Raw genomic sequence first — 24,897 nt, 5'->3', positions numbered from 1 at the left:
ACATTTTCTTTCTTCACTTGTGGTGATACTATATTATCTTTTTTCGTTTGCGGAGAAATAATATTGTTAGGTTTCATTTTAGTAATTTGAGGAGCTATTAACTCACTTCCTTTTTTAATTACATCTGAAATTTTATATTCTTTTTTCGGTTTTATTGGTGGTTGTGGCGGCTGTGGTAATACATTTATCGAAAACTTTGTGTTTTCTTTTTCCACTGGTTTTTGTTTTTCTATAACAGGTGGTTTTTGAATGACAGACGGTTTTTCGACTGGTTGTTCTTTTTGAATCGGTACCTGTACTTCTTTTTGCGGCTTCACTTGCATTTCCTTCTGTGGTTTTACCTGTACTTCTTTTTGTGTTTGTTGCATAGCAGGCTGCTGTGTAATTGGTGCTGTTTGATACGTAACTTCTTCCTCATCTTCTATTCCAAGTGGAGTTGGTGTTGCTGCAAATTCTTTTTGCTGCACTTCTTTTACGTATTGTTTTGGATGTGCTGAGCCTGCCCCAGCATGTTGTTTCACATGAACGCTGTTTGATGGTACTTTAATTTTCATACCTGGCATGATTAAATCTGGATTACTAAGTTGTGTATTTGTTTGTTTCAACGTATCAAAATCCACTCCGTACTTTTTCGCAATTTTCCAAAGGGTATCCCCTTTTTGCACGATATGAATTTTCAAATTTTCCCCCTCCTGTATAACTTATCTATAAGTAACAAATCTCATGAAGTAACCCTTTCTAAATAACATTAACTTCTTCTCACTGTTATCACTTCATCTATTTTCAATATAGTTTGAAGTGGAATAAGCATAAAAAAAATCACAATGATTTCTTCAAAACAATGTATGCCCATTTCGTTCTCGTTATGATTATATGCATGAAAAAAAGCAACGGGAATCCCGCTGCTTCACACACGCTCTAACATACGATTTAATGCGAGAATTGCTTCTTCCGTGACTTGTTTATCTACGCTAATAACGTTAATTTCTTCTCCTCTTTCTACCGTTTCAAGCACCCATAATAAGTGTGGCAAGTCAATTCGGTTCATCGTTAGGCACGGACACATAAATGGATTAAGTGAAACAATTTCTTTATCTGGATGTTGCTGAATAATTCGGTTCACCAAATTCATTTCTGTACCAATTGCCCATTTGCTTCCAGATGGAGCTGCTTCAATCATATCAATAATATATTTCGTTGAACCCGCATAATCCGAAGCAGCTACAACTTCATAGCAACATTCCGGATGTACAATAATATTCATATCCGGATGATTTTTTCGTACGTTCTCAATGTTTTTCACAGTAAAGTTTTGATGAACAGAACAATGCCCTTTCCATAAAACCACTTGAATTTCTTCTATATCTCCATCGTACTCTAATGAATCTGTATGTGGATCCCATACTGCCATCTTATCTAACGGGATACCTAAATCGTACGCTGTATTTCTTCCTAAATGTTGGTCTGGTAAAAAGACGAGACGTTCTTTTTGTGTAAACGCCCAAGATACCATTTGTTTTGCATTTGAAGAAGTTACTGTTGCTCCTCCGTTACGACCACAAAATGCTTTAATCGCGGCTGTAGAGTTTACATACGTTAACGGAATCATCGTATCTCCAAATAATTTCATGAGCTCTTTCCATGCTCTTTCTGTTTGTTCAATGTCTGCCATATCTGCCATCGAACAACCTGCGCGCATATCTGGTAAGATGACAACTTGTTCATCTGTCGTTAACATATCTGCTGTTTCTGCCATAAAGTGAACGCCACAAAACACAATATATTTTGCCTCTTTATTACTCGCTGCAACTTGTGCAAGTTGCAGTGAATCCCCTGCTGCATCTGAAAATTGTACAACTTCATCTTTTTGATAATGATGCCCTGGAATAAATAACGTTTCCCCCATTTTTTCTTTAATTTCACGAACACGCTTTTCCATATCTTCTGTTGACATCGTGTAATAACGCTCTGGTAACATCGTTTCAATCGGCTGTACTTTTTCTAAAATACTCATATACCGTTCTCCCCCTCTAAGCCACTTTCCTTACTCCTCAATATTGAAACTAATATCAAATGCTTTCACTGAATGCGTTAACGCTCCAAGTGAAATATAATCTACCCCTGTTTTTCCGTATTTCGATAAATCTTCAATTGTAATGCCTCCTGAAGCTTCCGTAACGATGGCGCTTGGCACAATCTTTGAAAACTCCCGAATCTCATCTGGCGTACGATTATCGAACATAATAATATCCGCACCAGCAGCTACAGCCTCTCTCACTTGTTCCTCAGTTTCTGTTTCTACTTCTACTTTCACCATATGTCCTAATTTTTCTTTCACCGATGTAACAGCTTTTGTAATCGATCCAGCAAAAGCAATGTGATTGTCTTTAATCATGACACCATCATATAAACCGAAGCGATGGTTAAATCCACCTCCGCACACGACTGCATACTTATCAAACATACGTAGTCCTGGCATCGTTTTTCGTGTATCGCAAATGCGTGTATGACTGCTATCTAAAGCAAGAACAGCTTTACGTGTCATCGTCGCTATCCCGCTCATTCGCTGAATAACGTTTAATATAACGCGCTCTGCTGTTAATAACGACGCGATTGGGCCTTGCGCAGTTGCTATTATTTCGCCTTTTTCTACAAGATCCCCATCTTTTTTATGAAGCTCAACTTCAATTCTCTCATCAATTAATTTAAATCCCGTTTCAATTACTAAACGTCCTGCAAAGACCCCTGTATCCTTCGCAAGAAACGTTCCTTTCGAAAGCAAGTTATCTGGAAAAATAAGCTGAGATGTTACATCTCTTTCTCCTATATCTTCTAGAAAAAATCGATTTAATGCTTCTTTAACTTTTATCGTGTTCATAAAACCCCTCTTCCCCTCATCACACAAATTGTAGTTTTCTTTTTACTCGAACGATCTCTTTCTTTACTGTATTTCTATCTGGATAATCACTTCGATAATGCCCACCAATGCTTTCTTCTCTTTGCAGAGCTGAAATGACTATGAGCTCACAAACCGTTAACATATTTATAAGCGTTATCTCTTCATTTGTAAGAGCATTATGCTGCAATATCATATTGCGAACACCATACTTACTAAGCCATCTCCTTGCATAAGATAAACTTTGCTCTGTTCGTACAATCCCAACATATTTCATCATGCATTCTTGTATTTCTTCTTTCGCCGGTAAATCCTTGAGAACGATAAATTTTTCTTCCTTCTCAGTCAATACGTTTAATCTTTCTTTTGCCGATTTAGATAAAATGTGTTTTCCGATTCTTTTTCCAAACACAAGACCTTCTAATAATGAATTACTTGCTAACCTATTTGCGCCATGAACACCATTACAAGCTACTTCACCAACTGCGTATAAGTTCGAAATGGATGTTTCTCCATCACAGTTCGTTTTCACGCCGCCCATATGAAAATGAGCACCAGGCACGACTGGTATAAGTTTTTTATTTATATCGACACCATTCGTTTTACATATTGATGATACGGTCGGAAAACGTTGTTCAAAGTCTTGAATCATTTCGATGTTTAAGTACACTTTTTCACCCGCAAGTAGCTGCTCATGAATAGCCCTTGCCACTACATCACGAGGCGCTAGATCCTGTTCAGGATGTATATCCATCATAAAACGCTGCCCTTTTCCATTAATAAGGACAGCTCCTTCGCCGCGGACCGCTTCAGAAACGAGGCCATAGCATCGCCCACCCGCGTATAACATCGTCGGGTGAAATTGTATAAACTCTAAATCTACAAGCTTCCCGCCCGCGCGGTATACCATTGCAAGTCCATCACCAGTAATTGTCTTATCATTAGAAGTGAAGGCGTATAAACCGCCAATTCCTCCTGTTGCTAACACCGTATAATTTGCATCGTAACGCTTCAGTTCTCCTTCACTATTTCGTGTTAAAACTCCAGTACATTTATCATTTTCTATAATAAAATCGAGCACCATTTCCTGTTCTACTACCGTAACGTACGGAGCTACTTCTTGAATGAAATGCTCTAATAAATTCTTTCCTGTTGCATCGCCACCTGCATGTAAAATACGGCGTTTTCGATGTGCTCCTTCTTTTCCAAGATGAGGACCCGTTTCATCTCCATCAAATTTCATTCCATCGTCAATGAGATTATTTATTTCTTCCAGTCCTTCCTCGACTAAATAACGAACCACTTCTTCATCGTTATAATGACATCCTGCTACTAACGTATCTTCAAAGTGATCATGAGGATCGTCATATGTAGCAACAGCTGCCGCAATTCCACCTTGGGCTAAATGTGTATTATTATTACGTTCCGTCCCCTTTGTGATAATAATCACATTCTTTTCGTGACAAATCTCTTTTGCAACACGAAGTGCCGCAATGCCACTTCCAATAATTAAGACATCTGCACTTGGCATAATTGTTGCCCCCTACTTTACACTTTTCAACTGTCTTGACACCTATATTTACATAGTTTTAAAATAATGACAAGAGTTTTTTTATAATTCTTATTTTCACTACCATTTAAAAAATACAAGAAATGTAACTCTTACTAGAGAGAGGAACTTACACGATGATATATCTTGACTATGCAGCTACTACACCTATGAGCGAAGAAGCGTTACAAACATATATGAAAGCAGCGTCGCAATACTTTGGAAACGAACAAAGTTTACATGATATTGGAGGAACAGCCTCTTCTTTATTACAAGTTTGCAGAAAAACATTTGCAGAAATGATTGGCGGAAAAGAACAAGGGGTATTCTTCACAAGCGGCGGATCAGAATCGAACTATCTCGCCATTCAATCCCTTCTAAATGCGAAAAGTGGAAAACATATCGTTACAACTCCTATGGAACACGCATCCATTCGAAGTTATTTTCAATCTTTAAAAACGAAGGGCTATATGATTACAGAAATCCCTGTTAATAAAGGTGGGCTTATTAATTTAATAGATTTAGAAGCAGCTATTACAGAAGATACCGTTCTAGCAAGTATACAGCACGGAAATTCTGAAATCGGAACCGTTCAAAATATAGCAGAGATTGGGATACTTTTAAAAAAACACAATGTTTTATTTCATACGGATTGTGTGCAAACGTTTGGTAAACTTCCTATCCATGTTTTTGAGATGGGAATTGATAGTCTTTCTGTTTCGGCACATAAAATATACGGACCAAAGGGTGTCGGCGCTTGCTATATAAACCCGCAAGTTCGCTGGGAACAAATATTTCCAGGAACTTCTCACGAAAAAGGATTTCGCCCTGGTACAGTGAACGTTCCTGGCATCGCAGCTTTTTTAACAGCGGCTGAGAATATATTAAAAAATCAAATGGAAGAGAGCTTGCGTTTTAAAGGGTTACGATCCTACTTTTTAGAACAATTACAAACACTTTCGCTAGAAATTGAAGTAGAAGGTCATTCTACTTCTTGTTTACCACATATTATTGGGGTTACAATAAAAGGAATAGAAGGTCAATATACAATGCTAGAATGTAATCGCCGCGGTATTGCCATTTCCACTGGCAGTGCATGCCAAGTCGGTAAACAAGAACCTTCGAAAACAATGCTTGCAATTGGAAAAACGTATGAAGAGGCAAAACAATATGTCCGCTTCTCTTTCGGACAACAAACAACGAAAGATCAAATTGATACTACTATTCATGCACTACACACAATTGGAAATCAATTTTATAGAGGTGTTAAATCATAATGAAACAAAATGAACAAAAAAAAATTTTAGGTGAAGAAAGACGACAACTTATCCTTCAGTGGCTTCTCGCTGCAAATGAACCATTATCGGGAAGTGAACTATCTAAAAAGACGAACGTAAGTAGACAAGTTATCGTGCAAGATATTTCCTTGCTTAAAGCAAGAAATGAACCAATTATTGCAACTGCTCAAGGGTATTTATATTTAAAACCACAAGCGAAACAACAAACTTTTGAACGCGTAATCGTATGCCAACATAAACCAGCAGAAGTACGTCAAGAGCTTACAATGCTTGTTGACCACGGCGTTACGATTAAAGACGTAAAGGTTGAGCATCCAGTGTACGGTGACTTAACAGCATCCATTATGGTAAGCAATCGCTTTGATGTAGAGCAATATTTACAGAAAATCGAAAACACAAATGCTTCTTACCTATCTCAGCTAACAGATGGTATTCACTTACATACAATTGAAGCAGATTCAAAAGAAAAGTTAGATGCCGCTTGCGATGCACTAGATAAAGCTGGATTTCTCGTTTATTAATGTAAAGCACAGAGTTTTTATAATTCTCTGTGCTTTTATTTTGTAAGTGATATAATATTGTAATCAATTGTAAAGGAGATCGAATATGGGGATTGAACTCGTTCACTTTAGCACTGGTAAACCGAAACAAATGAAATATGGCGAAGATAAAGAAATGATAACAGGTATATGTAAAGATCCTACAGAAGAGGCCTTTCTCTCAAAAGATGGATTCCTTGGTGATGACGTAGCAGATTTAAAACATCATGGTGGGCCTGATCGCGCTGTTTGTGTATACCCATATGAGCATTACGCACTATGGGAAGAAGAATTTCAAACTACGCTCCCCGCTTCCACATTTGGTGAAAACATTACCGTAACAAATATGTTAGAGCGTGATGTTTTCATCGGAGATACATATCAACTAGGTGAAGCAATCATTCAAGTGACACAAGCTCGCGTACCTTGTAGCACTATTTCAAAACGCCTCGGTATTCCTGGCATACTGCCGCGCATTGTAGCAACTGGATTTACTGGCTACCTATGCCGCGTTCTTCAAGAAGGTACTGTACGTAAAAATTCTAAAATTACATTATTAGAGCGGCATCCGAGCAATGTTTCTGTTTTGTTCTCTAACGAAATTTATTTTCATAATAGAAAAGATAAAGATGGTATTGAAAAGATTCTTGCTGTTCCAGAACTAGCCGATATTTGGCGTGGTCAGTTAGAGGATCGTCTTGCGAAGTTAAAATAAAAAATCCCACCTTCTGCAGGTGGGATTCTATTAATTACTACAACCAATAAGAAGAATAACTCCCAAGCACCGTAACAGAAAAACCAAGTGCTTCAAGTTCCATCGTTACGCCCGGCAATAATACGTCATCATATGCTTTATCAACATCAATTAAGAAAAAGTAATTTCCAAGACCTGTTTTCATCGGGCGAGATTCAATTTTAGATAAGTTTAATTTTCTCCATGCGAAAGCTGATAACACTTGATATAGCGCTCCTGCATAATCTGCAGGTAACGTTATCATAAGCGTCGTTTTCTCTCCGCGATTTTCTCCGTTATTTGGAAGTACTGCTTTCTTTTTCTTATGGAGAACAAGGAAACGTGTATGATTGTTTTTATGCGTATGAATACCACTTCTTACAATTGCTAATCCGTATTTTTCTGCTGCTGCTTCGTTTGCAATAGCGGCGATTTTTTCTTCAGGATGTTCTTTCACATATTGTGCTGCAGCACTTGTTGATGTCATATCTCGAACGGTTACCCCTTTTAATTCTTCATTTAAAAACTTATGACACTGCGCGATAGCATGCGGATGAGAATGCACTGCATATACTTCTTCCCACACTTCTGCATACTGCGGATGTACAAGTAAATGTTGCTGAATCGGTACTGTAATTTCCCCTACAATAGAAAGCGGCTGCTCATGTACAAGGTAATCAACCGTTATATTTACCGAACCTTCAATCGCATTTTCTAGCGGTACAACTGCGAAATCTACATTTTCATTTGCAGCTGCATCTATACAATCTGGAATCGTTCGATACGGTACATGCTCTGCTTCCGGAAAAAAACGACTCACCGCCATATTTGTAAATGTTGCTTCTGGTCCTAAATATCCTACTCGAATCATCGTCTTTTCCCTCTCTTTTTCGTTTTCTTACTGTTATACCATACTTTTTTATATTCTTCTATGTAAATTTCGAATATTTAAAAAAGACTAGCGTTCGCTAGTCTAAATGTTTCCTATATTCTCTTTGGGCGAAGAAGAAATAAATGATACATGCAGCGATGTAAAACAAAATGAATAAGCCTACTTTTCTTAATGATCCGTCCATAAAGACAGTATTATGAAACGTATATAACGCAACTGCACTATGCATACTTCCTACTATAATAGGCGCAAAAAATAGCATACATAATTGCCAACGAGAAACCTTCCACACTTCTTCCTTCGTCATTCCAAGTTTAGAAAGTGCCCCGTATTGCTTTCGATCCGATGCAATATTATGAAACCATTTAAAATATACAATACTACATGAAGTAAGAAAGAATAATATACTAATGAACGAGCCAACAAATAGAGTAATATCGCCGAACTCTTTCATATTCACATATAACTCCATATTACTTCGAAATGCATTATTATCATCTTGTTTCATATGTTTCCGTAAATCTCCATTTAATTTTTTCGTATTTTCGATATTGGGTAATGTGTATCCTCGATATATCATTTTTTCAGAATCCGGAACCTTATTTGCTATACTGTCAAAATCTTCATCATTCATGACGAAAAACAAACCGTTAATGTGCGCGAGATGATAATTAAATCGCGCGCCTTCTTTCTGACCGTTAAATACGAATGGATACGTTTGATTCATTACTTGTAATTGAATCTCTTTTTGATTATATACATTCGGATAATTACTTTTATTATAATAAACAAGTGTAACTGTTCCTTTTTTCGGATGATACGTTTTCTTTTTTTGTTTTCTCGCTTCTTGATTGTATTCACTTTCCTTTATAAGCGGTGCAACTTCGATTTCTCCCTTATTAGACTGGAAAGATGCATACACTCCAACAAAACTCATAAATTGAAAATCATCATATCCATATTGATGCAGTAATTTTTCAACCGTACCTTCTTCAAAGACTTCATGGGTAGAAACACCTTTTTCTATGTATGAAAATGAGTGCGCGCCCCCATCCCGCCACATATCTTGCATGCTGGAAAAATATAAAAACACCGTACCTGTTGCCGTAACTACAAATGTCGTTGCCATAGAAAGCATAAAGAAAAAGCGACCATTTTCCTTCATTCGATGTGACAATTGATTCACTATAAATAAATACGGATATGTATACATAATCTTTTTATTTCGTTTAATCATTTCTAACAATTGGATTGTACCGTGTGTAAAAGAAAAGTACGTTCCGAAAAAGACAAGTATAGACACAGGGAAAAAATATAATCCTATCGTTGCCATCGTCACTTGTAGCGCTAACATATATCCTATCCCTAAACAAATAAAGCCGAATATACAAAGCCATATTGATGTTTTCTTCTCTTTTTTATCCGTTCGAAATTCTTTCAATAACCGAATGATTTTTATGTTCCATATACGTAAAGCACTTATAAAAGATAACAGAATAAAAACAACCATATATGTAATAAACGTTACCCCAATCGCTTTCACGTCAAATATGACAGGGAGTTCTTTCGGAAGACGCATTAGCATGCTAAACACCATAAAAAAGAGTTTCAAAAAAATCATGCCAAGTCCAATACCGAAAATATTAGCAAATATCCCGATCAACATTTGTTCGGTCATAATCACTCCTATTACGTTAGACTTCGTTGCTCCCATTAACATATATAATCCTAATTCTTTCTTACGTGCTTCTATGAAAATAGAAGTAGAATACAAAATAAATATGACGAAAAAAGAAATAATGATAACATTACATACGATAAGTCCCCAGCGTACGTTTTGATACCACATCGTCTCTTGCATATACGGATGTACAATAACAGACATGTATGCGAAAGACGCAAATATTGCAAAACAACTACTTAAGAAAAATACTTTATAATTACGCCAATTCCCCTTTATATTTTGCAGTGCTAGTTGCCTAATATTCATCTATCGTCCTCCTATAACTTACTACATAGGCAAAAAGCTAGAGGTTTCTCTAGCTTTGCACGTGTTTTAAATATCCTCTTTGCGCGATCATAAAGTAAATCGCAGAAGCTACAAAGTATGCCCCAATTACAAGCGCACCTGATTTCCATAAATCGATATAAAGCATTTTCCCTAACGTATGAAGTGCAAATCCACTATGAATGGAACCGATTAATATCGGGATAAAGAAGATAACGCCCATTTGTCGAATTGCAATTTTACGAATCTCTTTATCTGTCATACCGATTCTCTTTAACGATTTAAATTGAATACGATCTTGTTCTTTATCGTTAAACCATTTAAAGTACGTCATACTACAAGCGAAGAAGAAGAATAGTACTGCTACGAAGAAACCGATAAACATTGTAATTGCTCCTGATTCCCTTATATTTTTATAAGCGAGCACCGAGTTATTTAATTCCGCTTGCTTATCTGGCGCAATTTCCTTTTTCAAATCTAACACAAGGTCTTCAGTACTTTTCCAATCTTCTATATAATAACCGTAATATTTCGTCTTTTCTTCATCTGGTACGAGCTTTGCGTATTTCTCAAAATCTTGATCATTCACAATGAGATATTCACTATCATTAAAAACAGAAAATGAAGTTGGCTCATTTAATTGAACAGAGTGCGTTTGTCCGTTAATTTTAAATTCATACGGTTTCGAAAGATCTACCTTCATCATATCTTTCGCCATATCCATTATGACCATCGTTGCACTACCTGGTGCATTATGAACTTCTCTAACTTGCTCTCTCTTTTGTTTACGTACTTCAGCGTTATATTCTTTTTCTGAAACAATCGCCATTGGCACTTCATGTTCACTGTTAAACATCGTGATTTTTTGAGTTCCAGGAAGTTTTACGTGCGTTACTTCTCGCGCTTTTTCTTCAAATCCGTGTTTTTTTATTAATTCTTTTGTTTTTCCTTCTTTGATGACATTATGCGAATTGATTCCTTTTTCCTCATACGAAATAGCATGTGGGGTACTAGTTACTGTCTTATAACTCATATCCTCAAAGAATACGTACAGTGTACCAACTGCTGAAGATACAACGGCCGTAATGATAGAAATAACAAATAAAAAACGAGCATTATCTTTCATTTTATAAATAAGATTGCTAAGTACGAACATATTTGGATATGTATAAAAAGATTTTTTTCGTTTTTGTAACGCCTTTAATACGACTGTACTACCTTGTGTAAACAGCAAATAAGTTCCGCCTATCGTCAGCCCTACAATCGGTAAAAACAGCATGATAAAATTCATAAATGTCACTTGGAAGCTAAGTACATATGCAACAATAATACATCCTATACCCGCTACACATAACCATGTAAATGCAAAAGGTTCTACTTTCTGTTTTCTTGCTTCTCTTAATAAATCAATAATTTGCAAGCGTCCTACTGTCCAAACACTAAACAATGATAAGATTAAAAAGAGAATAAAGTATACACCAGCTGTAATCAAAACGGCTTTACCATTCCATACGAGCGGGAGTGTTTTATCAACTTTTAGTAATACGCTTAATGCTTGGAAAAACAGTTTTGAGCAAAGCATGCCAATCCCAATACCTACTACAATTGCAATGCTACCTAACATAAGTTGTTCTAGTATAATTATTCTGCCAAGTTGAGACTTCGTTCCACCTATTAATGTTAATAGACCAAATTCTTTTTTTCTTGCTCGTAAAAACGTTGAGTTTGCATATAAAATAAAGAGTGCTGAGAAGATGACTACAATATAGTTCATCGATTCTAACCCTGTTGAAATCATCTCCCTCATACTAATATTACCGCTTACGACATCTGGATGATAAATGAAGGAAGCATACATGAAAAATACGACAATCGATAGACAACTACTAATCAGAAACGCTTTATAATTACGCCAATTTCCTTTTACATTATTAAGCGCGAGCTGGCGAAAGTTCATGATATTCTCCTCCTAGCATCGCAAGTACGTCCAGAATTTCTTGGAAAAAGGCTTGCTTCGTTCTTCCCTTATGAATTTCCGAGAAAATTTCTCCGTCGCGAATGAAGAGGATACGTTCGCAATAACTCGCCGCCACTGGGTCATGCGTTACCATTGCAATTGTCACTTTCTTTTGCTCATGTAAATCTTGCAGCGCTCCCATTAATGATTTCGCCGACTTTGAATCTAAGTTTCCAGTTGGCTCATCAGCTAAAATTAACGTCGGTTCATGAATAATTGCTCTCGCTGCGGCTGCACGTTGTTGTTGTCCGCCTGATACTTCATATACTTTCTTATTTAAAATTTCTTCGATGTTTAAAAACTTCGCAATTTCCAGTACTTTCGTATCAATTTCATTTACAGATTTCTTCGCCATTACAAGCGGTAAAATGATATTTTCTTTAATCGATAACGTATCAAGTAAGTTGAAATCTTGGAAGATGAATCCTAAATGTGTGCGGCGAAACTCCGCTAATTTTGCAGCACGCATTTGATTAATTTCTTCTCCATTTACAAGCACATGACCTGAAGTTTGCTTATCAATTGTCGCTAATAAATTTAAAAGCGTTGTTTTCCCGCTCCCTGAAGGACCCATAATTCCTACAAATTCGCCTTCTTCAATTTTAAAATTTATATCGTTTAAAGCAGTCGTCGCTACTGAACCTTTTGATTGGTATACCTTCGTTAACCCTTTCACTTCAAGAACACTCATTTCTAATCCCCCTATGTGTTTTCTTCTTACATTTACTATAAGAAAAATAAGAAAAAGAAACGAGTGATTTTCCTTACAAAACGTTTTGTTATCTTACAGTTTTGTCATTTTTCTCATTAATGTATGATATTCTTCATCTTTTGCAAATTGGAACGTGAATGTCGTTCCCTCTCCTTCAGCCGATTGCACATAAATTCCATGATGTAAATTATCACAAATTTCCTTTGTAATATATAACCCCATCCCAGTCGCTTCTCTCGTTTTACGGCCATTTACCCCCGTAAAGAATGGATCAAATATACGCTTTACATCTTGCTCTGGAATACCAATTCCATTATCCCTAATATGTAATAACACCTTTTGATCTTTCTCTTCAATTTGAAATTGAATTTCTTTTTTCTCTGCTTCTGAGATTTTTGTATACTTAATTGCGTTTACAACAATTTGACCGATAGCAATACTCAGCCATTTTCTATCAGATGCAACCATACAAGTATCTTCTTCAAACATCACTTTCGGAAATACAGAAGATTGAATGAAAGACTTTCTATTTTCATTGATAATGCCTCGAATGACATCTATCACATTTACTACTTCTACTTTATAATCTTTCGCAAACTGCTCTAGTCTTGCCATATGTAACGCTAAATCTAAACCATTTAGTATGCGGTTATTTTCTTCACGAATACTTTCAACTGTTTCTCTCGCTTCACGATGCTCTTTACCAAACTTCTGCAATACTAATTCAATAACAGATACTGGTGTTTTCATTTGATGAATCCACTGGTTCATAAATATCATTTGCTGTTGCTCTTTCGTATGTTGTTTATGAACTTCATTCATATATTGCTGTCTTAACAAAGTAAATGATTCTACGATCAACTCTTGCTCTGACGTATAAGAAGTATCAATAAGTAACGAGTCATGTAATGTATTTCCACCAGCAACATATTTTTCGATTCTCTTTAAAAACACACTCCGTTTTCGGTAATCGTAAATGAGGTATACAGTAAACACAACTGTCCCTAATAAAAGTCCGTATAACCACGTACTCCAATCAATAGATCGCTTTTCTAAAAGGTTTTGCAACTGCAATACGAGCCCAAATAAACAAAGACTAACAATATAAGAAAGAAGTAAAGAAAATCGGTCTATGAGATAATTTTTAACCTTCATTCCCTGCGCCCCACTCTGTAAGAAGCGCATAACCGTATCCACGTTTCGTTACAATTGCATTTTTAATGCCTAGCTCCTCTAGTTTCTTCCTTACACGTTTCACATTTACGGTTAATGTATTATCATCAACAAATGCTACTTCATCCCACAAAGCTTCTAACAGTTCTTCGCGCGTTACATATTGATTCGCCTGTTTCATTAAACACTCTAACAAGTAAAATTCATTTTTTGTCAGTTCTGTTTGTTGCCCTTGCCACTCAACAACGTGTTGAGACGGGAATAACAACAGTCCATTAACACCTAAGCAATCGCTCTCCGCCGCAGAAGCGTACTCACCATACCCACGACGAAGTGCACTTTTCACCTTAGCCATTACAATATCTAAATGGAATGGCTTCGTAATGTAATCATCTCCGCCATTTTCAATTGCCATTACTTGATCCATTTCCCCTGTTCTTGCAGAAACAAAAATAATCGGCGCATTCGATACACTTCGAATTTGACGACACCAATAGAAACCGTCAAAGTACGGTAAATTAATATCCAGTAATACGAGATGTGGATTCACTTTTACGAACTCATCTTTTATATGACGTAAATTACTTGCTCTAAATGACTGGTAGCCATACCTTTCTAAATGCTCCTCTAATATCCCCGCGATTTTTTCATCGTCTTCTACAATTAATATTTTATACATATTCTTTTTCTCCCCGTAAAATATAGTTCTAAAATCACTCCTTTTCCCATTATAAAATGAAAATTTAACCAGTGGGGATTTTTTCCTATATCAATCTGACTTTTACGGATAAAAAAAAGACCGCCATCTTTCGGCAGTCTTAATCGATAAATTCAAATTCATATTCAAGAATTTTTACAATATCTCCGTCTTTTGCACCACGTGCACGAAGCGCTTCATCAATACCCATTCCGCGCATTTGACGAGCGAAACGACGTATAGATTCATCACGTGAGAAGTCCGTCATTTTGAATGTCTTCTCGATATCGTAACCAGAAATAACAAACGTGCCGTCACTTTCACGTGTAATTTCAAATTTAACACCTTCAGTATCAAATTTGTACATTACACTTGCGTCAGACTCATCGACAACATCATGCATTGGGAATTCTGGTGTTGTTTCTAATAAATTCGCTACTTCAAATAGTAAGTCACGAACACCTTGTTTCGTTACAGCTGAGATTGGGAAGATTTTTACTTCGTCTCCCACTTTCTCTTTAAATGCTTGTAAGTTTTCTTCTGCATCTGGCATATCCATTTTGTTTGCAACAACAACTTGTGGACGCTCAGTTAAACGCAGATTGTATTCTTTTAATTCATTATTAATCGTTACGTAATCTTCATATGGATCACGGCCTTCTAAACCAGACATATCAATAACATGCACGATTACACGTGTACGCTCGATATGACGTAAGAATTGGTGTCCAAGTCCAACGCCAGCATGTGCGCCTTCAATTAGTCCAGGAAGGTCAGCCATTACGAAGCTGCGGTTATCACCAGTTTCAACAACACCAAGATTCGGAACGATTGTTGTAAAGTGATACTCTGCAATTTTCGGACGTGCTGATGATACAACAGATAATAATGTAGATTTACCTACACTTGGGAATCCAACAAGTCCAACGTCTGCTAGTACTTTAAGTTCTAGAATGACATCACGCTCTTGACCTGGTTCCCCGTTCTCAGCGATTTCTGGCGCTGGGTTCGTTGCTGTTGCGAAACGTGAGTTACCACGGCCACCACGGCCACCTCTTGCGATTACAGCTGTTTGCTCATGCGTTACTAAATCAGCAAGAATTTGACCTGTTTTTTCATCTTTTACTACTGTTCCTGGTGGAACCTTAACGATTAAATCCTCAGATTTACGACCGTGCTGCCCTTTACTCATTCCGTGCTGACCACGATCAGCTTTGAAATGACGTTGGTAGCGGAAGTCCATTAATGTACGTAAGCCTTCCTCAACAACGAAAACAACATCTGCGCCTTTACCACCGTCGCCACCTGCTGGGCCACCTTTAGGTACATACTTCTCACGACGATACGCAACCATTCCGTTACCACCGTCGCCGCCTTTTACATATATCTTGACCTGATCTACAAACATTATTTCACCACACTTTTTTCGATTGGTTGTAATATAACTGAGACTTCTTCGTCTCGTACTGTATAAGAAATGGAATACCATTTATTGTTTTGGTTCGCAAGCCAATTCTGTAGTTCTTCTACACTCGTTAGCTTACCACGAAAATCAAAAAAGAAACGAGCATTCTCCGCGTCACATTCAATTGTGATACAAACATAATTTTCAACATATACGTCTAAACTATGCTGAAGTATTGAGAAAAATTGATTCGTCCATGTACATACAGTCTCATCTAAGTGAGATAAGTTATGTAATTTCCCTAATACTTCGTACTCCAATAAGCACGGCTGCTGTTTCCAATTATATGTTAAAATCCACTCTGAAAATAAAGGCATGGATAGCCCCATCAGATTGGATTCTTGTCTCGCTTCTTGGACAAAACGATCGATGAGCCGATGAATCTCTTCCACTTTTCCAAGGGAAAGGTTTCCTTTAACCATCTGCATACGATTGAGCCAATCATGTCTTGAATGACGCAACGCATCTATAATTGTCCATTTTTCATTCATTTAGATACCCCTTAATATAGAAAAACTCTAACCTGCACTCAGGTTAGAGTTTTCCGTGAGTTCTTATGCTTCTTGAGCAACAGGATATACGCTCACTTGTTTGCGGTCACGGCCAAGACGCTCAAAGCGTACTACGCCGTCAACTTTCGCGTATAAAGTGTCATCGCCACCACGACCAACGTTAACACCTGGATAAATTTTTGTACCGCGTTGACGGTAAAGAATTGAACCACCTGAAACCGTTTGACCATCTGCGCGTTTAGCACCAAGACGTTTTGACTGAGAGTCACGACCGTTCTTTGTACTACCTACACCTTTCTTAGATGCGAAAAACTGAAGATCTAATCTTAACATACGTTACACCTCCTGCACTTTTTCTATTAAACGGATATACTTTCCGTAATCAAGTTCGATCGTCTTAAGCGAAACAACCAATCCTTCTAAAAGTATTTGTGCTTTTTCTGCTGCATGAACGTCTAAATCATTAGGCAATTCATACGTCAAGAATCCGCCATCACTTCCGAGTTCAATAGTTGCCTGCACATTACAAAGTTCTTCCACTGCATTTATAGAACCAAACACAACCGCTGTAGTTCCAGCACAGACAAGGTCTTGTCCATGTGGCGCATAATTGGCATGTCCAGTCATTTTAAATGATTGGATACTTCCTAATTTCGTGCGACTTATCGTAATTTTAATCATGTTAACCAGAATTAAGCGTTGATAGCTTCAACAACTAGCTTAGTGTAAGGTTGACGATGACCTTGTTTCTTACGATTGTTCTTTTTCGCTTTGTATTTGAAAACGATGATTTTCTTAGCGCGACCTTGTTTTTCAACTTTCGCAGTAACTGTTGCACCTTCTACAACTGGGCTACCAACTTTAACGTTTTCGCCACCAACGAAAAGAACTTTGTCAAAAGTAACAGTTTCACCAGCTTCAACATCTAATTTTTCAATGTAGATTGCTTGACCAGCTTCAACTTTAATTTGTTTTCCACCTGTTTCGATAATTGCGTACATACTTGCACCTCCTCTTAATTACTAAGACTCGCCAAAAACGAGGTAGACATAAATGTCTTTAGGGAACCTGTCTTGTGCGGTTGTAGCATATAGCCGTTTAGGTGCTATAAACTATAACATAAAGATGTTATCATGAATCATAGACTATTGTCAATAAATGTTCTGCTAACTATTTTTTCCGTTCTACAATTTCTTTCTTACTTCCAAAACGGATAATAGCATACTTTTCGATAATATCATCTTTGAAATAAATTTCAAATGGAATATTTTTTTGTAATTCTTTTTGTAAAAATTGTTTTTGCAGTTCTGTAGACGCTGCAATTAATACTGCCTCATCTTCTATATTTCCATATGTGATTAGTTCTCTCTCTAGCTCATACGCAATTGTTTCATGTGACAAAACATAACCCGTCGCTTTGCAAGATACACACTCTTCTAGTAATACGTCACGTAAAGAATGTTTTTTGCGTTTGCGTGTCATCTCCAAAATCCCTAACTCAGTAAATCCAAGTACTCTTGTATAAGTACGATCATCTTTCATAGCAGCTATGAGACATTCTCTTACTTTTTCTTTATCTTCTCTTTTTTTCATATTAATGAAATCAATTAATATCATACCACCAATATCACGAAGTCTTAATTGGCGTGCAATTTCTTCAGCCGCCATCTCATTTGTGCGAAGTACTGTATCTTGTAAATTTTGTTTTCCAGTAAACTTGCCCGTATTCACATCAATTACAGTCATCGTCTCCATTTGTTCTACAATTAAATATGCACCATTTGGGAGCCAAACAATTTTTTGAAGTGCTTTCTCGATTTCACGATTTATACCAAAATGACTGAACATAGAAGACTTTTCATTATAAAAAGATACTTTTTCTTTCCCAATCTTATCTTCTAATTCTTTTACTATACTTCTTGTATCTACAACTACTTTTTCAATTGTTTCAATTGGGTTCTCTTGAAATACACGATCTAAAAAGGTCGCCGGTCGATGAAGTAATAACGGTGCCTTTCCTTGGCCCTCTTTTCTTTTTAACTCTTCATATAACTGTTGTAACCCTTGCATTTCAGCCTGTATTTCTTCAATTGCTCCTCTTTCAGAAGCAGAGCGGAAAATGTATCCTCCCGTTCCTTCCACTTCAATTTGGAGTAACTCTTGTCTTCTTTTATTATTTTTTATTTTCCGAGAAACAGCGCGCATCTCATCAAACGGCATATAAACAACATATTTCCCTGTAAATTCTATATTCGCTGTCAATTTAGGGCCTTTCGTATCAATTGCCTCTTTCACAACTTGTACGAGCACCGCTTGCCCTTCATGTATACGATAGGAAGGTGGTACATCATCATACGAAAGGTACGCATGTTTTTCTAAACCGATGTTAACAAAAGCTGCACTCATTCCAGCTATTGTTCTTACGATACGTCCAACATAAATATGTCCGACAATTTCTTGCTCTTCATTACGTTTCCATAAAAATTCAACAATTTTTTTCTTCTCTTCAATTGCTACTCTCTTTTCCGATCCAGCGTAATTCATATATAACGTCTTCAAAATTATTTCCTCACTTTATAATCTTCTTTGCTTTTACAATAATAAAAGGTTAGTGCTATCGTCAACACTAACCGATTAATTCTTCAACAGATGAAGTTGTTCGTTTTTCAGTAAAATACGCATAGAGCAATTCATTCTCATCCAATGTGTAATTCTCTTTATATTTTCCACGGACGATAATAGAGTGCTTATATCCTCTACGAAATTTTGTGAAGATCGTATATAAACGATCTTCTGTTTGCACCTCAATAGGTGCAATCTTTTCAATTCCCCTTTTATTCCCATAATAACGTTCTAATAAGAAACGCATAAACGCATATCGTCTTTGTTTCCATTCTTGATATAACGATACTGCCAAAAATATGAGTAGTACCCACATCATAATATTGTTGCTATTCCAAAGTAACTGCCATCCTAATATTACACCAAAAAAAACACATGACAATTTCATCATCTTTCCATGTGCTTGTAAATAAGGAAAACGATATGATAATACATTAAACAGTACTTTCCCACCATCAAGCGGCCAAATAGGTAATAAATTAAATGCTAAAATCACTATATTGTTCCACATAAAGAAATAATACAACTCCGCATTCAGCCAACCTGCTTCAAACAATGCATAACCAACCAGCATCATCCAAAGATGTTGAATAGGTCCTGCAATTACGACAACAAGTTCCTCTTTTAATGACTTATTTCCATGTTCCTCAAGCTCAGCTACACCGCCAAACGGTAAAAGCTGAATCCTTTTAATGCGCCAATTATAATATGCTGCTGCAAAAGCATGCCCAAGTTCATGAATGAGAACAATGCAAAATAATAATAGTAACTCTTTAAAACGTGCCGTAAAAATACCAATGACAATAATAACCCAAAACAATGGATGCACTGAAATCTTCGTTAAGACATCCCTATATTTAATCAAATGAAATCACCTGAATCGGGTCAATAAATTTTTCATTCTTTTTTATCGCGAAATAAAACTTACCATTCTTATTATTTTCATCATTATTCACCGTACCAATTTTTTGTTTCTTTGAAACGTAATCATATAAATTTACTGACATGTCGTTTAAGTTTGCATACCATGACTCCGTGCCATCTGCATGTTGAATTTGAACTGTATTTCCAAGTTCCTCTTTCTTGCCTGCAAAAACGACTAGCCCTTCATTCACTGACTCAACCGTTGCATTTGTAGCTGTTTGGACAAATACACCTTGGCCATTTTTTTGAAACCCTTGCATCACCTTTCCAGAAGCAGGCATTGCATAATCTTTTTGCTGAATAGTTCCTTCCTTTTTCTCATTAGGTGAATAGAATACGAGAGGTTTCCCAAACTGCTTTTCATACCACTTCGCTATAGTAGCAAACTGAAATTCCTCTTTCATCACTTTTTCTGTAACAGCTTTAGCCCCATCGAAGGAAGAAGGAGCATTCTTATATAAAATAGCAACCGAAAGAACTAATATTGCTGATAATAAAACTTTGAAGAAAAATATTTCTTTTCGAAATAAAGGGTGAATTTCCTTTTCTCCTTCTTCAATAAATACCGTTTCGCTATCAAAATTTCCTCCGGCAAAATATTGCTCTTCCTCCATCCTTTCTTGCTCGGCCTTCCTTTTTGCAATCCGTTTTTTAATTTCTTCTACACGTCTATTCTTCATACTGTCTCCTTTCTTTCGGCAAGCTAATTTAAATAGAAACAGTTGTATACAGTTTGTACATATGTATGAGCTAAGAAAGAAAGATATTCGTGTGAAGAAAAAAGAAAGCACTTCGCATATGTGCGAAGTGCTCTTAACGGATTCCAAAGAAGTTTTTCACCTTTGCAAATACCGATACTTTTTCTTGTTCAAATGCTTGTAATGGTACATTCTCACCTAACAAGCGTCTTGCAATATTACGATAAGCTATCGCTGCTTTTCCGCTCGGTTGCAGCGCTACAGGTTCACCTGTATTTGTAGCTCGAATAACTTCATCATCATCTTCGACAACCCCAAGAAGCTCGATTGACAATGTACGTACGATTTCATCAACATCTAACATATCCTGTTCATGAAGCATATGACTACGCACACGGTTAATAACAAGTTTCGGTGGTTCAATATCCTCTTTTTCTAAAAGCCCGATAATACGATCCGCATCGCGCATTGAGGATACTTCTGGCGTCGTAACGACGATTGCTTTATCCGCACCAGCTACCGCATTTTTAAATCCCTGCTCAATCCCCGCAGGACAATCAATTAATATGTAATCATAATCTTGACGTAATACTTGTATTAATTCATCCATTTGTTCAGGTGTTACCGCTGATTTATCACTCGTTTGTGCTGCAGGTAATAAATAAAGATCATCAAAACGCTTATCTTTAATAAGAGCCTGAGGTAAACGGCAACGCCCTTCAACGACATCAACAAGATCAAATACAATACGGTTTTCCAGCCCCATTACTACGTCTAAGTTTCGAAGACCGATATCTGTGTCAATTAAGCACACTTTCTTTCCAGATAACGCTAGGGCTGTACCAATGTTCGCAGACGTTGTAGTTTTACCTACTCCGCCCTTTCCAGATGTAATTACTATTGCCTCTCCCACAGCTATACAATTCCCCTTTCTAACTTTGTTAAATTAGGTCTAAGATGAGTGAGAAGTTGCAGGCGATCGACAACAATGTGATTGTTCTCATTAATATACGCACATTCTGCCGTCTCCGCTCCGTCTTCTTTCTCTTCCGGAGCCCGCATTGCCACGTCACTAATTCGAAGTTGCATCGGGTTCATAATAGATGCAGCAATAACAGCTTCTGCATCTCCATCATAACCCGCGTGTGCAATCCCTCTTAATGATCCCACGACAAAAATATTCCCCCCAGCGATAACCGTTCCGCCTGGATTAACATCTCCAATTAACAATAAATTTCCTTTTACATGTAAAACTTGTCCAGAGCGAACAATTTTGGAAATAGGGACAATTTCTGTTTCTTCTTTCCAAGCTATTGCTTCCGCTTTAGTTATAACATCACTTTCAATTGAATCCACAACGAGATTCTTCTTATTACGAATTAACGTACGAATCTCTTCTTGTTGGACTTCTGTTAAATAACGATTGCCTACTTTCACGTGCACTTCAATTAAAGAGTGCCCGTCGCCACCATAGTAATGCGTAGAAAGCTTTTCGTCCAATTCACTCAGCAATTCAGAGAATGAACAACAATCATCTAAATGAAGCGTTATCCCATCTTTTGTCCCTTTTATCGTTACATTTTGTTGCTTTTTTTCTTCCACTAAAGTTCACCCCACCGATTCAATTCGACATAAAATTAGAAAATCCTTTTTTCTTTTTCTTCCATCGCTTTTGAAAGACGCGTTAAATATCGTCTCAGTGGGAAACAAACTATTAATAGAAAAATTCCATTTAGCAATAAAGTAGCTAGGAGACGATCTGTGAAAAAGACGTACGCTGACATATGAGTACGTCCTAACAAAGTTAAAAATCCATACACATAATACTCTAACGCTGCAATGCTAGCTAATACAATAGAAACAACAATAAATAAATTCAATTGTAATATCTTCATCACACTATAGACTAAATAAGCTAAAATCGGATAAGCAAATATGTATACACCGACAAGTTCTGTGTATACGGTATCAAATAAGAAACCAAATAATAGTCCGTAATAAATCCCTTGGACCGGACTATAATACACTGTAATAAAACATAACACAATTATAAAAAAATGTGGTGCTGCTATACTGTCTTTCCAAAAAACCGCTGTTGGAACAACTGTAGCAAACATATTTTCAAATAGAAAAACAAAAAGGAGCAAAAGAGGAAGAGCTGCTCTTTTCAAAATCTTCATCATCTCTTCTTCTCCTCCTATTCTAATGGCGCTGAAGGCATTTCACGTTTAGCAACTATAATATGCTCTACGTCATTTAAATCAGCGGCAGGTTTTACATAAGCTGTTTTTGTTAAGCCATATGGATCTGGCTGAACATCAACGATTTTTCCGATGACAAGCCCTTTCGGGAAAATATCACCAAGTCCTGATGTTACAACTAGTTGATCTTTTTCTACTGGTGCCTCAGAGCCAATCTTTGTGAAAAGAAGTAATTGTTTTTCTTTATCGTAACCTTCAATCAATCCAAAGATTTTCTCTTGCCCTTGTACGATAGCAGAAACACGATTTGTTCGGCTCATAGAACTTAACAACTCTACTGATGATGTAAACTGAGATACACTTTTCACTCGTCCAACTAAACCTTGTGAAGTGATTACAGCCATATCTTTTTTAATTCCTTGCTGTGCCCCTTTATCAATCCCAACTAAATCGTACCATTTATCTGGATTACGAGAAACGACAGTAGCTGGAATTTCAGTATAATCGCTATTCAACTGTGTTTTACCAGTTAACTCTTGTAATTTCTTTTTGTCATCTTCTAATTGCTTTACGTCACCTGATAACTTTGCATAGTTATCTAATTTTGCTTTTAATTCTTTATTCTCTTCATACGTGCGCTTTACATCTTCTACGTTTTCGAAGAATCCGGCAACATAATTCGCAGGCTTTTGGAATACACGTTCTACAACACCGACAGTATCTTTTATAAACTGCTCTGGCCATGTTAAACTGTTCCGTTCTTTCAATGAAATTCCAATCAATGCCACGAGAAGAATAATACTAACTAACAAAACAATTAATCTTTTGTTTAAGAAAAACTGTGGCACGTTCACACCCTCTTAATTTTACTGATTTTTATTTTGCAATATTATCGAGCAGCAGTTTTGAAAAGATCGATATTGTCTAATGCTTTACCCGTTCCAATTGCTACGCAATCTAATGGGTCTTCTGCAACAAGAACTGGCATATTTGTTTCTTCACTAATAACTTTATCTAAGTTACGTAGTAATGCCCCGCCACCAGTTAATACGATACCGCGGTCCATAATATCTGCCGCTAATTCAGGCGGAGTTTTCTCTAACGTATTTTTAACCGATTCTACAATCGCATCTACTGTATCTTTTAATGCATCTGCAATTTCTTCTGGTTGAATTAGTACTGTTTTTGGTAAACCACTTACTAAATCACGACCGCGAATTTCCATAGGCTCGATACCTTCTGGCTCGCCTGCAGAACCAATTTCTAATTTTAATGCTTCAGCTGTTCTTTCACCGATCATTAAGTTATAGCTTTTCTTAATGTACTGAATAATTGAATCGTCCATATCATCACCAGCAACACGAACTGATTGACTTGTTACAATACCACCTAAAGAAATAATTGCAACTTCTGTTGTACCGCCACCGATATCAACAACCATACTACCAGTTGGTTCCCAAACAGGTAAGTTCGCACCAATTGCTGCTGCAAATGGCTCTTCGATAGGATATGCATCACGAGCACCCGCTTGACGAGTTGCATCGATTACTGCACGTCTTTCTACAGCTGTAATACCAGATGGTACACATACCATTACGTATGGTTTACGAGAAAAGAATCCATTTGATTTTTGAGCTTGTTGAATGTAATATTTCATCATTGTTGCTGTTGTTTCGTAATCAGCAATTACACCGTCTTTCATCGGGCGAAGTGCCACAACGTTTCCTGGTGTACGACCAATCATTTGTTTTGCGTCGCTACCTACAGCAACGATTTGTTTCGTATCAGTTTGTAACGCTACTACTGAAGGTTCACGTAAAACTACACCTTTTCCTTTTACATATACAAGCGTGTTCGCAGTTCCTAAATCTATTCCAAGATCGCGAGTAAAGCCACCAAATCCAAACATATTATTTATCTTCCTTTCTTGTTTTCACGGACTCATTTTTCTTACTTTATAT

General features: G+C 36.9%; 25 protein-coding genes, 1 pseudogene and 1 other annotated feature. Of the genes and pseudogenes, 3 read left to right on the top strand and 23 right to left on the bottom strand.

What is annotated here, in order from left to right:
- The 4 genes and pseudogenes from exsA to nadB form a co-directional block, all read right to left on the bottom strand.
- Positions 1–680: pseudogene (exsA, locus tag COC96_RS13310) on the bottom strand (spore coat assembly protein ExsA); the annotation flags it as partial.
- Between the two features lie 227 nt (positions 681–907).
- Positions 908–2,014: a quinolinate synthase NadA gene (nadA, locus tag COC96_RS13305; protein WP_098768919.1), complete on the bottom strand. Its 1,107-nt coding sequence runs from the start codon at positions 2,012–2,014 to the stop codon at positions 908–910.
- Positions 2,015–2,044: 30 nt separating this feature from the next.
- A complete protein-coding gene (nadC, locus tag COC96_RS13300) occupies positions 2,045–2,878 on the bottom strand; it encodes a carboxylating nicotinate-nucleotide diphosphorylase (protein WP_098768918.1) in 834 nt (277 codons plus the stop codon).
- Between the two features lie 19 nt (positions 2,879–2,897).
- Positions 2,898–4,427 carry an L-aspartate oxidase gene (gene nadB, locus COC96_RS13295; RefSeq protein WP_098768917.1) on the bottom strand — a complete coding sequence of 510 codons (1,530 nt, stop codon included), beginning with the start codon at positions 4,425–4,427 and terminating at the stop codon, positions 2,898–2,900.
- Between the two features lie 155 nt (positions 4,428–4,582).
- Here nadB and COC96_RS13290 point away from each other — a divergent pair, with 155 nt between their 5' ends.
- The 3 genes from COC96_RS13290 to COC96_RS13280 all read left to right on the top strand — a co-directional run bounded on the left by COC96_RS13290 (position 4,583) and on the right by COC96_RS13280 (position 6,997).
- Positions 4,583–5,722, top strand: coding sequence for an IscS subfamily cysteine desulfurase (locus COC96_RS13290; protein WP_098266242.1), 1,140 nt, complete (start codon positions 4,583–4,585; stop codon positions 5,720–5,722).
- Complete coding sequence (locus COC96_RS13285; protein WP_097906001.1) at positions 5,722–6,264, top strand: transcription repressor NadR; 543 nt, start codon at positions 5,722–5,724, stop codon at positions 6,262–6,264. Before COC96_RS13290 ends, COC96_RS13285 begins: the two co-directional genes overlap by 1 nt.
- An 85-nt stretch (positions 6,265–6,349) precedes the next feature.
- Complete coding sequence (locus tag COC96_RS13280) at positions 6,350–6,997, top strand: MOSC domain-containing protein (RefSeq protein ID WP_098266241.1); 648 nt, start codon at positions 6,350–6,352, stop codon at positions 6,995–6,997.
- A 37-nt stretch (positions 6,998–7,034) separates the two neighbouring features.
- On the opposite strand, the gene pheA is transcribed toward COC96_RS13280, so the two are convergent.
- The 19 genes from pheA to mreB all read right to left on the bottom strand — a co-directional run bounded on the left by pheA (position 7,035) and on the right by mreB (position 24,845).
- Positions 7,035–7,886: a prephenate dehydratase gene (gene pheA, locus COC96_RS13275; protein ID WP_016086147.1), complete on the bottom strand. Its 852-nt coding sequence runs from the start codon at positions 7,884–7,886 to the stop codon at positions 7,035–7,037.
- 97 nt (positions 7,887–7,983) lie between these two features.
- Positions 7,984–9,897, bottom strand: a complete 1,914-nt coding sequence (locus tag COC96_RS13270; protein WP_098768916.1) for an ABC transporter permease — start codon at positions 9,895–9,897, stop codon at positions 7,984–7,986.
- A 49-nt stretch (positions 9,898–9,946) separates the two neighbouring features.
- A complete protein-coding gene (locus COC96_RS13265; RefSeq protein ID WP_098266239.1) occupies positions 9,947–11,872 on the bottom strand; it encodes an ABC transporter permease in 1,926 nt (641 codons plus the stop codon).
- The gene (locus COC96_RS13260) at positions 11,847–12,623 is read right to left on the bottom strand and encodes an ABC transporter ATP-binding protein (protein ID WP_088230692.1); all 777 of its coding nucleotides are present in this window, start codon (positions 12,621–12,623) and stop codon (positions 11,847–11,849) included. Before COC96_RS13260 ends, COC96_RS13265 begins: the two co-directional genes overlap by 26 nt.
- A gap of 93 nt (positions 12,624–12,716) precedes the next feature.
- Entirely contained in the window at positions 12,717–13,799 is a 1,083-nt protein-coding gene (locus COC96_RS13255) for a HAMP domain-containing histidine kinase (protein ID WP_098266238.1), read from the bottom strand.
- Positions 13,789–14,496, bottom strand: a complete 708-nt coding sequence (locus COC96_RS13250; RefSeq protein WP_088230694.1) for a response regulator transcription factor — start codon at positions 14,494–14,496, stop codon at positions 13,789–13,791. Before COC96_RS13250 ends, COC96_RS13255 begins: the two co-directional genes overlap by 11 nt.
- Positions 14,497–14,635: 139 nt before the next feature.
- A complete protein-coding gene (gene obgE, locus COC96_RS13245) occupies positions 14,636–15,922 on the bottom strand; it encodes a GTPase ObgE (RefSeq protein WP_098266237.1) in 1,287 nt (428 codons plus the stop codon).
- Entirely contained in the window at positions 15,922–16,470 is a 549-nt protein-coding gene (locus tag COC96_RS13240) for a sporulation initiation phosphotransferase B (RefSeq protein WP_098266236.1), read from the bottom strand. The genes obgE and COC96_RS13240 overlap by 1 nt, the downstream gene beginning before the upstream one ends.
- Positions 16,471–16,533: 63 nt before the next feature.
- A complete protein-coding gene (gene rpmA, locus COC96_RS13235) occupies positions 16,534–16,824 on the bottom strand; it encodes a 50S ribosomal protein L27 (RefSeq protein WP_000944957.1) in 291 nt (96 codons plus the stop codon).
- Between the two features lie 3 nt (positions 16,825–16,827).
- On the bottom strand, positions 16,828–17,172 hold the full coding sequence (locus tag COC96_RS13230) for a ribosomal-processing cysteine protease Prp (RefSeq protein WP_002112038.1): 345 nt from the start codon (positions 17,170–17,172) through the stop codon (positions 16,828–16,830).
- Between the two features lie 11 nt (positions 17,173–17,183).
- Positions 17,184–17,492: a 50S ribosomal protein L21 gene (gene rplU / locus COC96_RS13225; protein WP_000270907.1), complete on the bottom strand. Its 309-nt coding sequence runs from the start codon at positions 17,490–17,492 to the stop codon at positions 17,184–17,186.
- A gap of 14 nt (positions 17,493–17,506) precedes the next feature.
- Positions 17,507–17,584 (bottom strand) — a sequence feature (ribosomal protein L21 leader region).
- 77 nt (positions 17,585–17,661) lie between these two features.
- Positions 17,662–19,050, bottom strand: a complete 1,389-nt coding sequence (locus COC96_RS13220) for an Rne/Rng family ribonuclease (protein ID WP_098266235.1) — start codon at positions 19,048–19,050, stop codon at positions 17,662–17,664.
- Positions 19,051–19,117: 67 nt separating this feature from the next.
- The gene (gene spoIVFB, locus COC96_RS13215) at positions 19,118–19,978 is read right to left on the bottom strand and encodes a stage IV sporulation intramembrane metalloprotease SpoIVFB (RefSeq protein WP_098768915.1); all 861 of its coding nucleotides are present in this window, start codon (positions 19,976–19,978) and stop codon (positions 19,118–19,120) included.
- Positions 19,971–20,717, bottom strand: coding sequence for a stage IV sporulation protein SpoIVFA (spoIVFA, locus tag COC96_RS13210; protein WP_097905990.1), 747 nt, complete (start codon positions 20,715–20,717; stop codon positions 19,971–19,973). The genes spoIVFB and spoIVFA overlap by 8 nt, the downstream gene beginning before the upstream one ends.
- A gap of 133 nt (positions 20,718–20,850) precedes the next feature.
- Complete coding sequence (gene minD, locus COC96_RS13205) at positions 20,851–21,648, bottom strand: septum site-determining protein MinD (protein ID WP_097905989.1); 798 nt, start codon at positions 21,646–21,648, stop codon at positions 20,851–20,853.
- A gap of 2 nt (positions 21,649–21,650) precedes the next feature.
- Entirely contained in the window at positions 21,651–22,337 is a 687-nt protein-coding gene (gene minC, locus COC96_RS13200; RefSeq protein WP_097905988.1) for a septum site-determining protein MinC, read from the bottom strand.
- Between the two features lie 35 nt (positions 22,338–22,372).
- Positions 22,373–22,918: a rod shape-determining protein MreD gene (gene mreD, locus COC96_RS13195; protein WP_098266233.1), complete on the bottom strand. Its 546-nt coding sequence runs from the start codon at positions 22,916–22,918 to the stop codon at positions 22,373–22,375.
- 14 nt (positions 22,919–22,932) lie between these two features.
- Positions 22,933–23,784, bottom strand: coding sequence for a rod shape-determining protein MreC (gene mreC / locus COC96_RS13190; RefSeq protein WP_098266232.1), 852 nt, complete (start codon positions 23,782–23,784; stop codon positions 22,933–22,935).
- A gap of 41 nt (positions 23,785–23,825) precedes the next feature.
- Positions 23,826–24,845: a cell shape-determining protein MreB gene (mreB, locus tag COC96_RS13185; RefSeq protein WP_000466737.1), complete on the bottom strand. Its 1,020-nt coding sequence runs from the start codon at positions 24,843–24,845 to the stop codon at positions 23,826–23,828.
- Positions 24,846–24,897: the final 52 nt, after the last annotated feature.

The organism is Bacillus cereus (assembly GCF_002577405.1).
In the GTDB taxonomy this organism is placed as follows: Bacteria; Bacillota; Bacilli; order Bacillales; family Bacillaceae_G; genus Bacillus_A; species Bacillus_A cereus_AU.
Note: the sequence above shows the minus strand (reverse complement) of the source record. Positions and strands in the feature narration are given on the sequence as shown.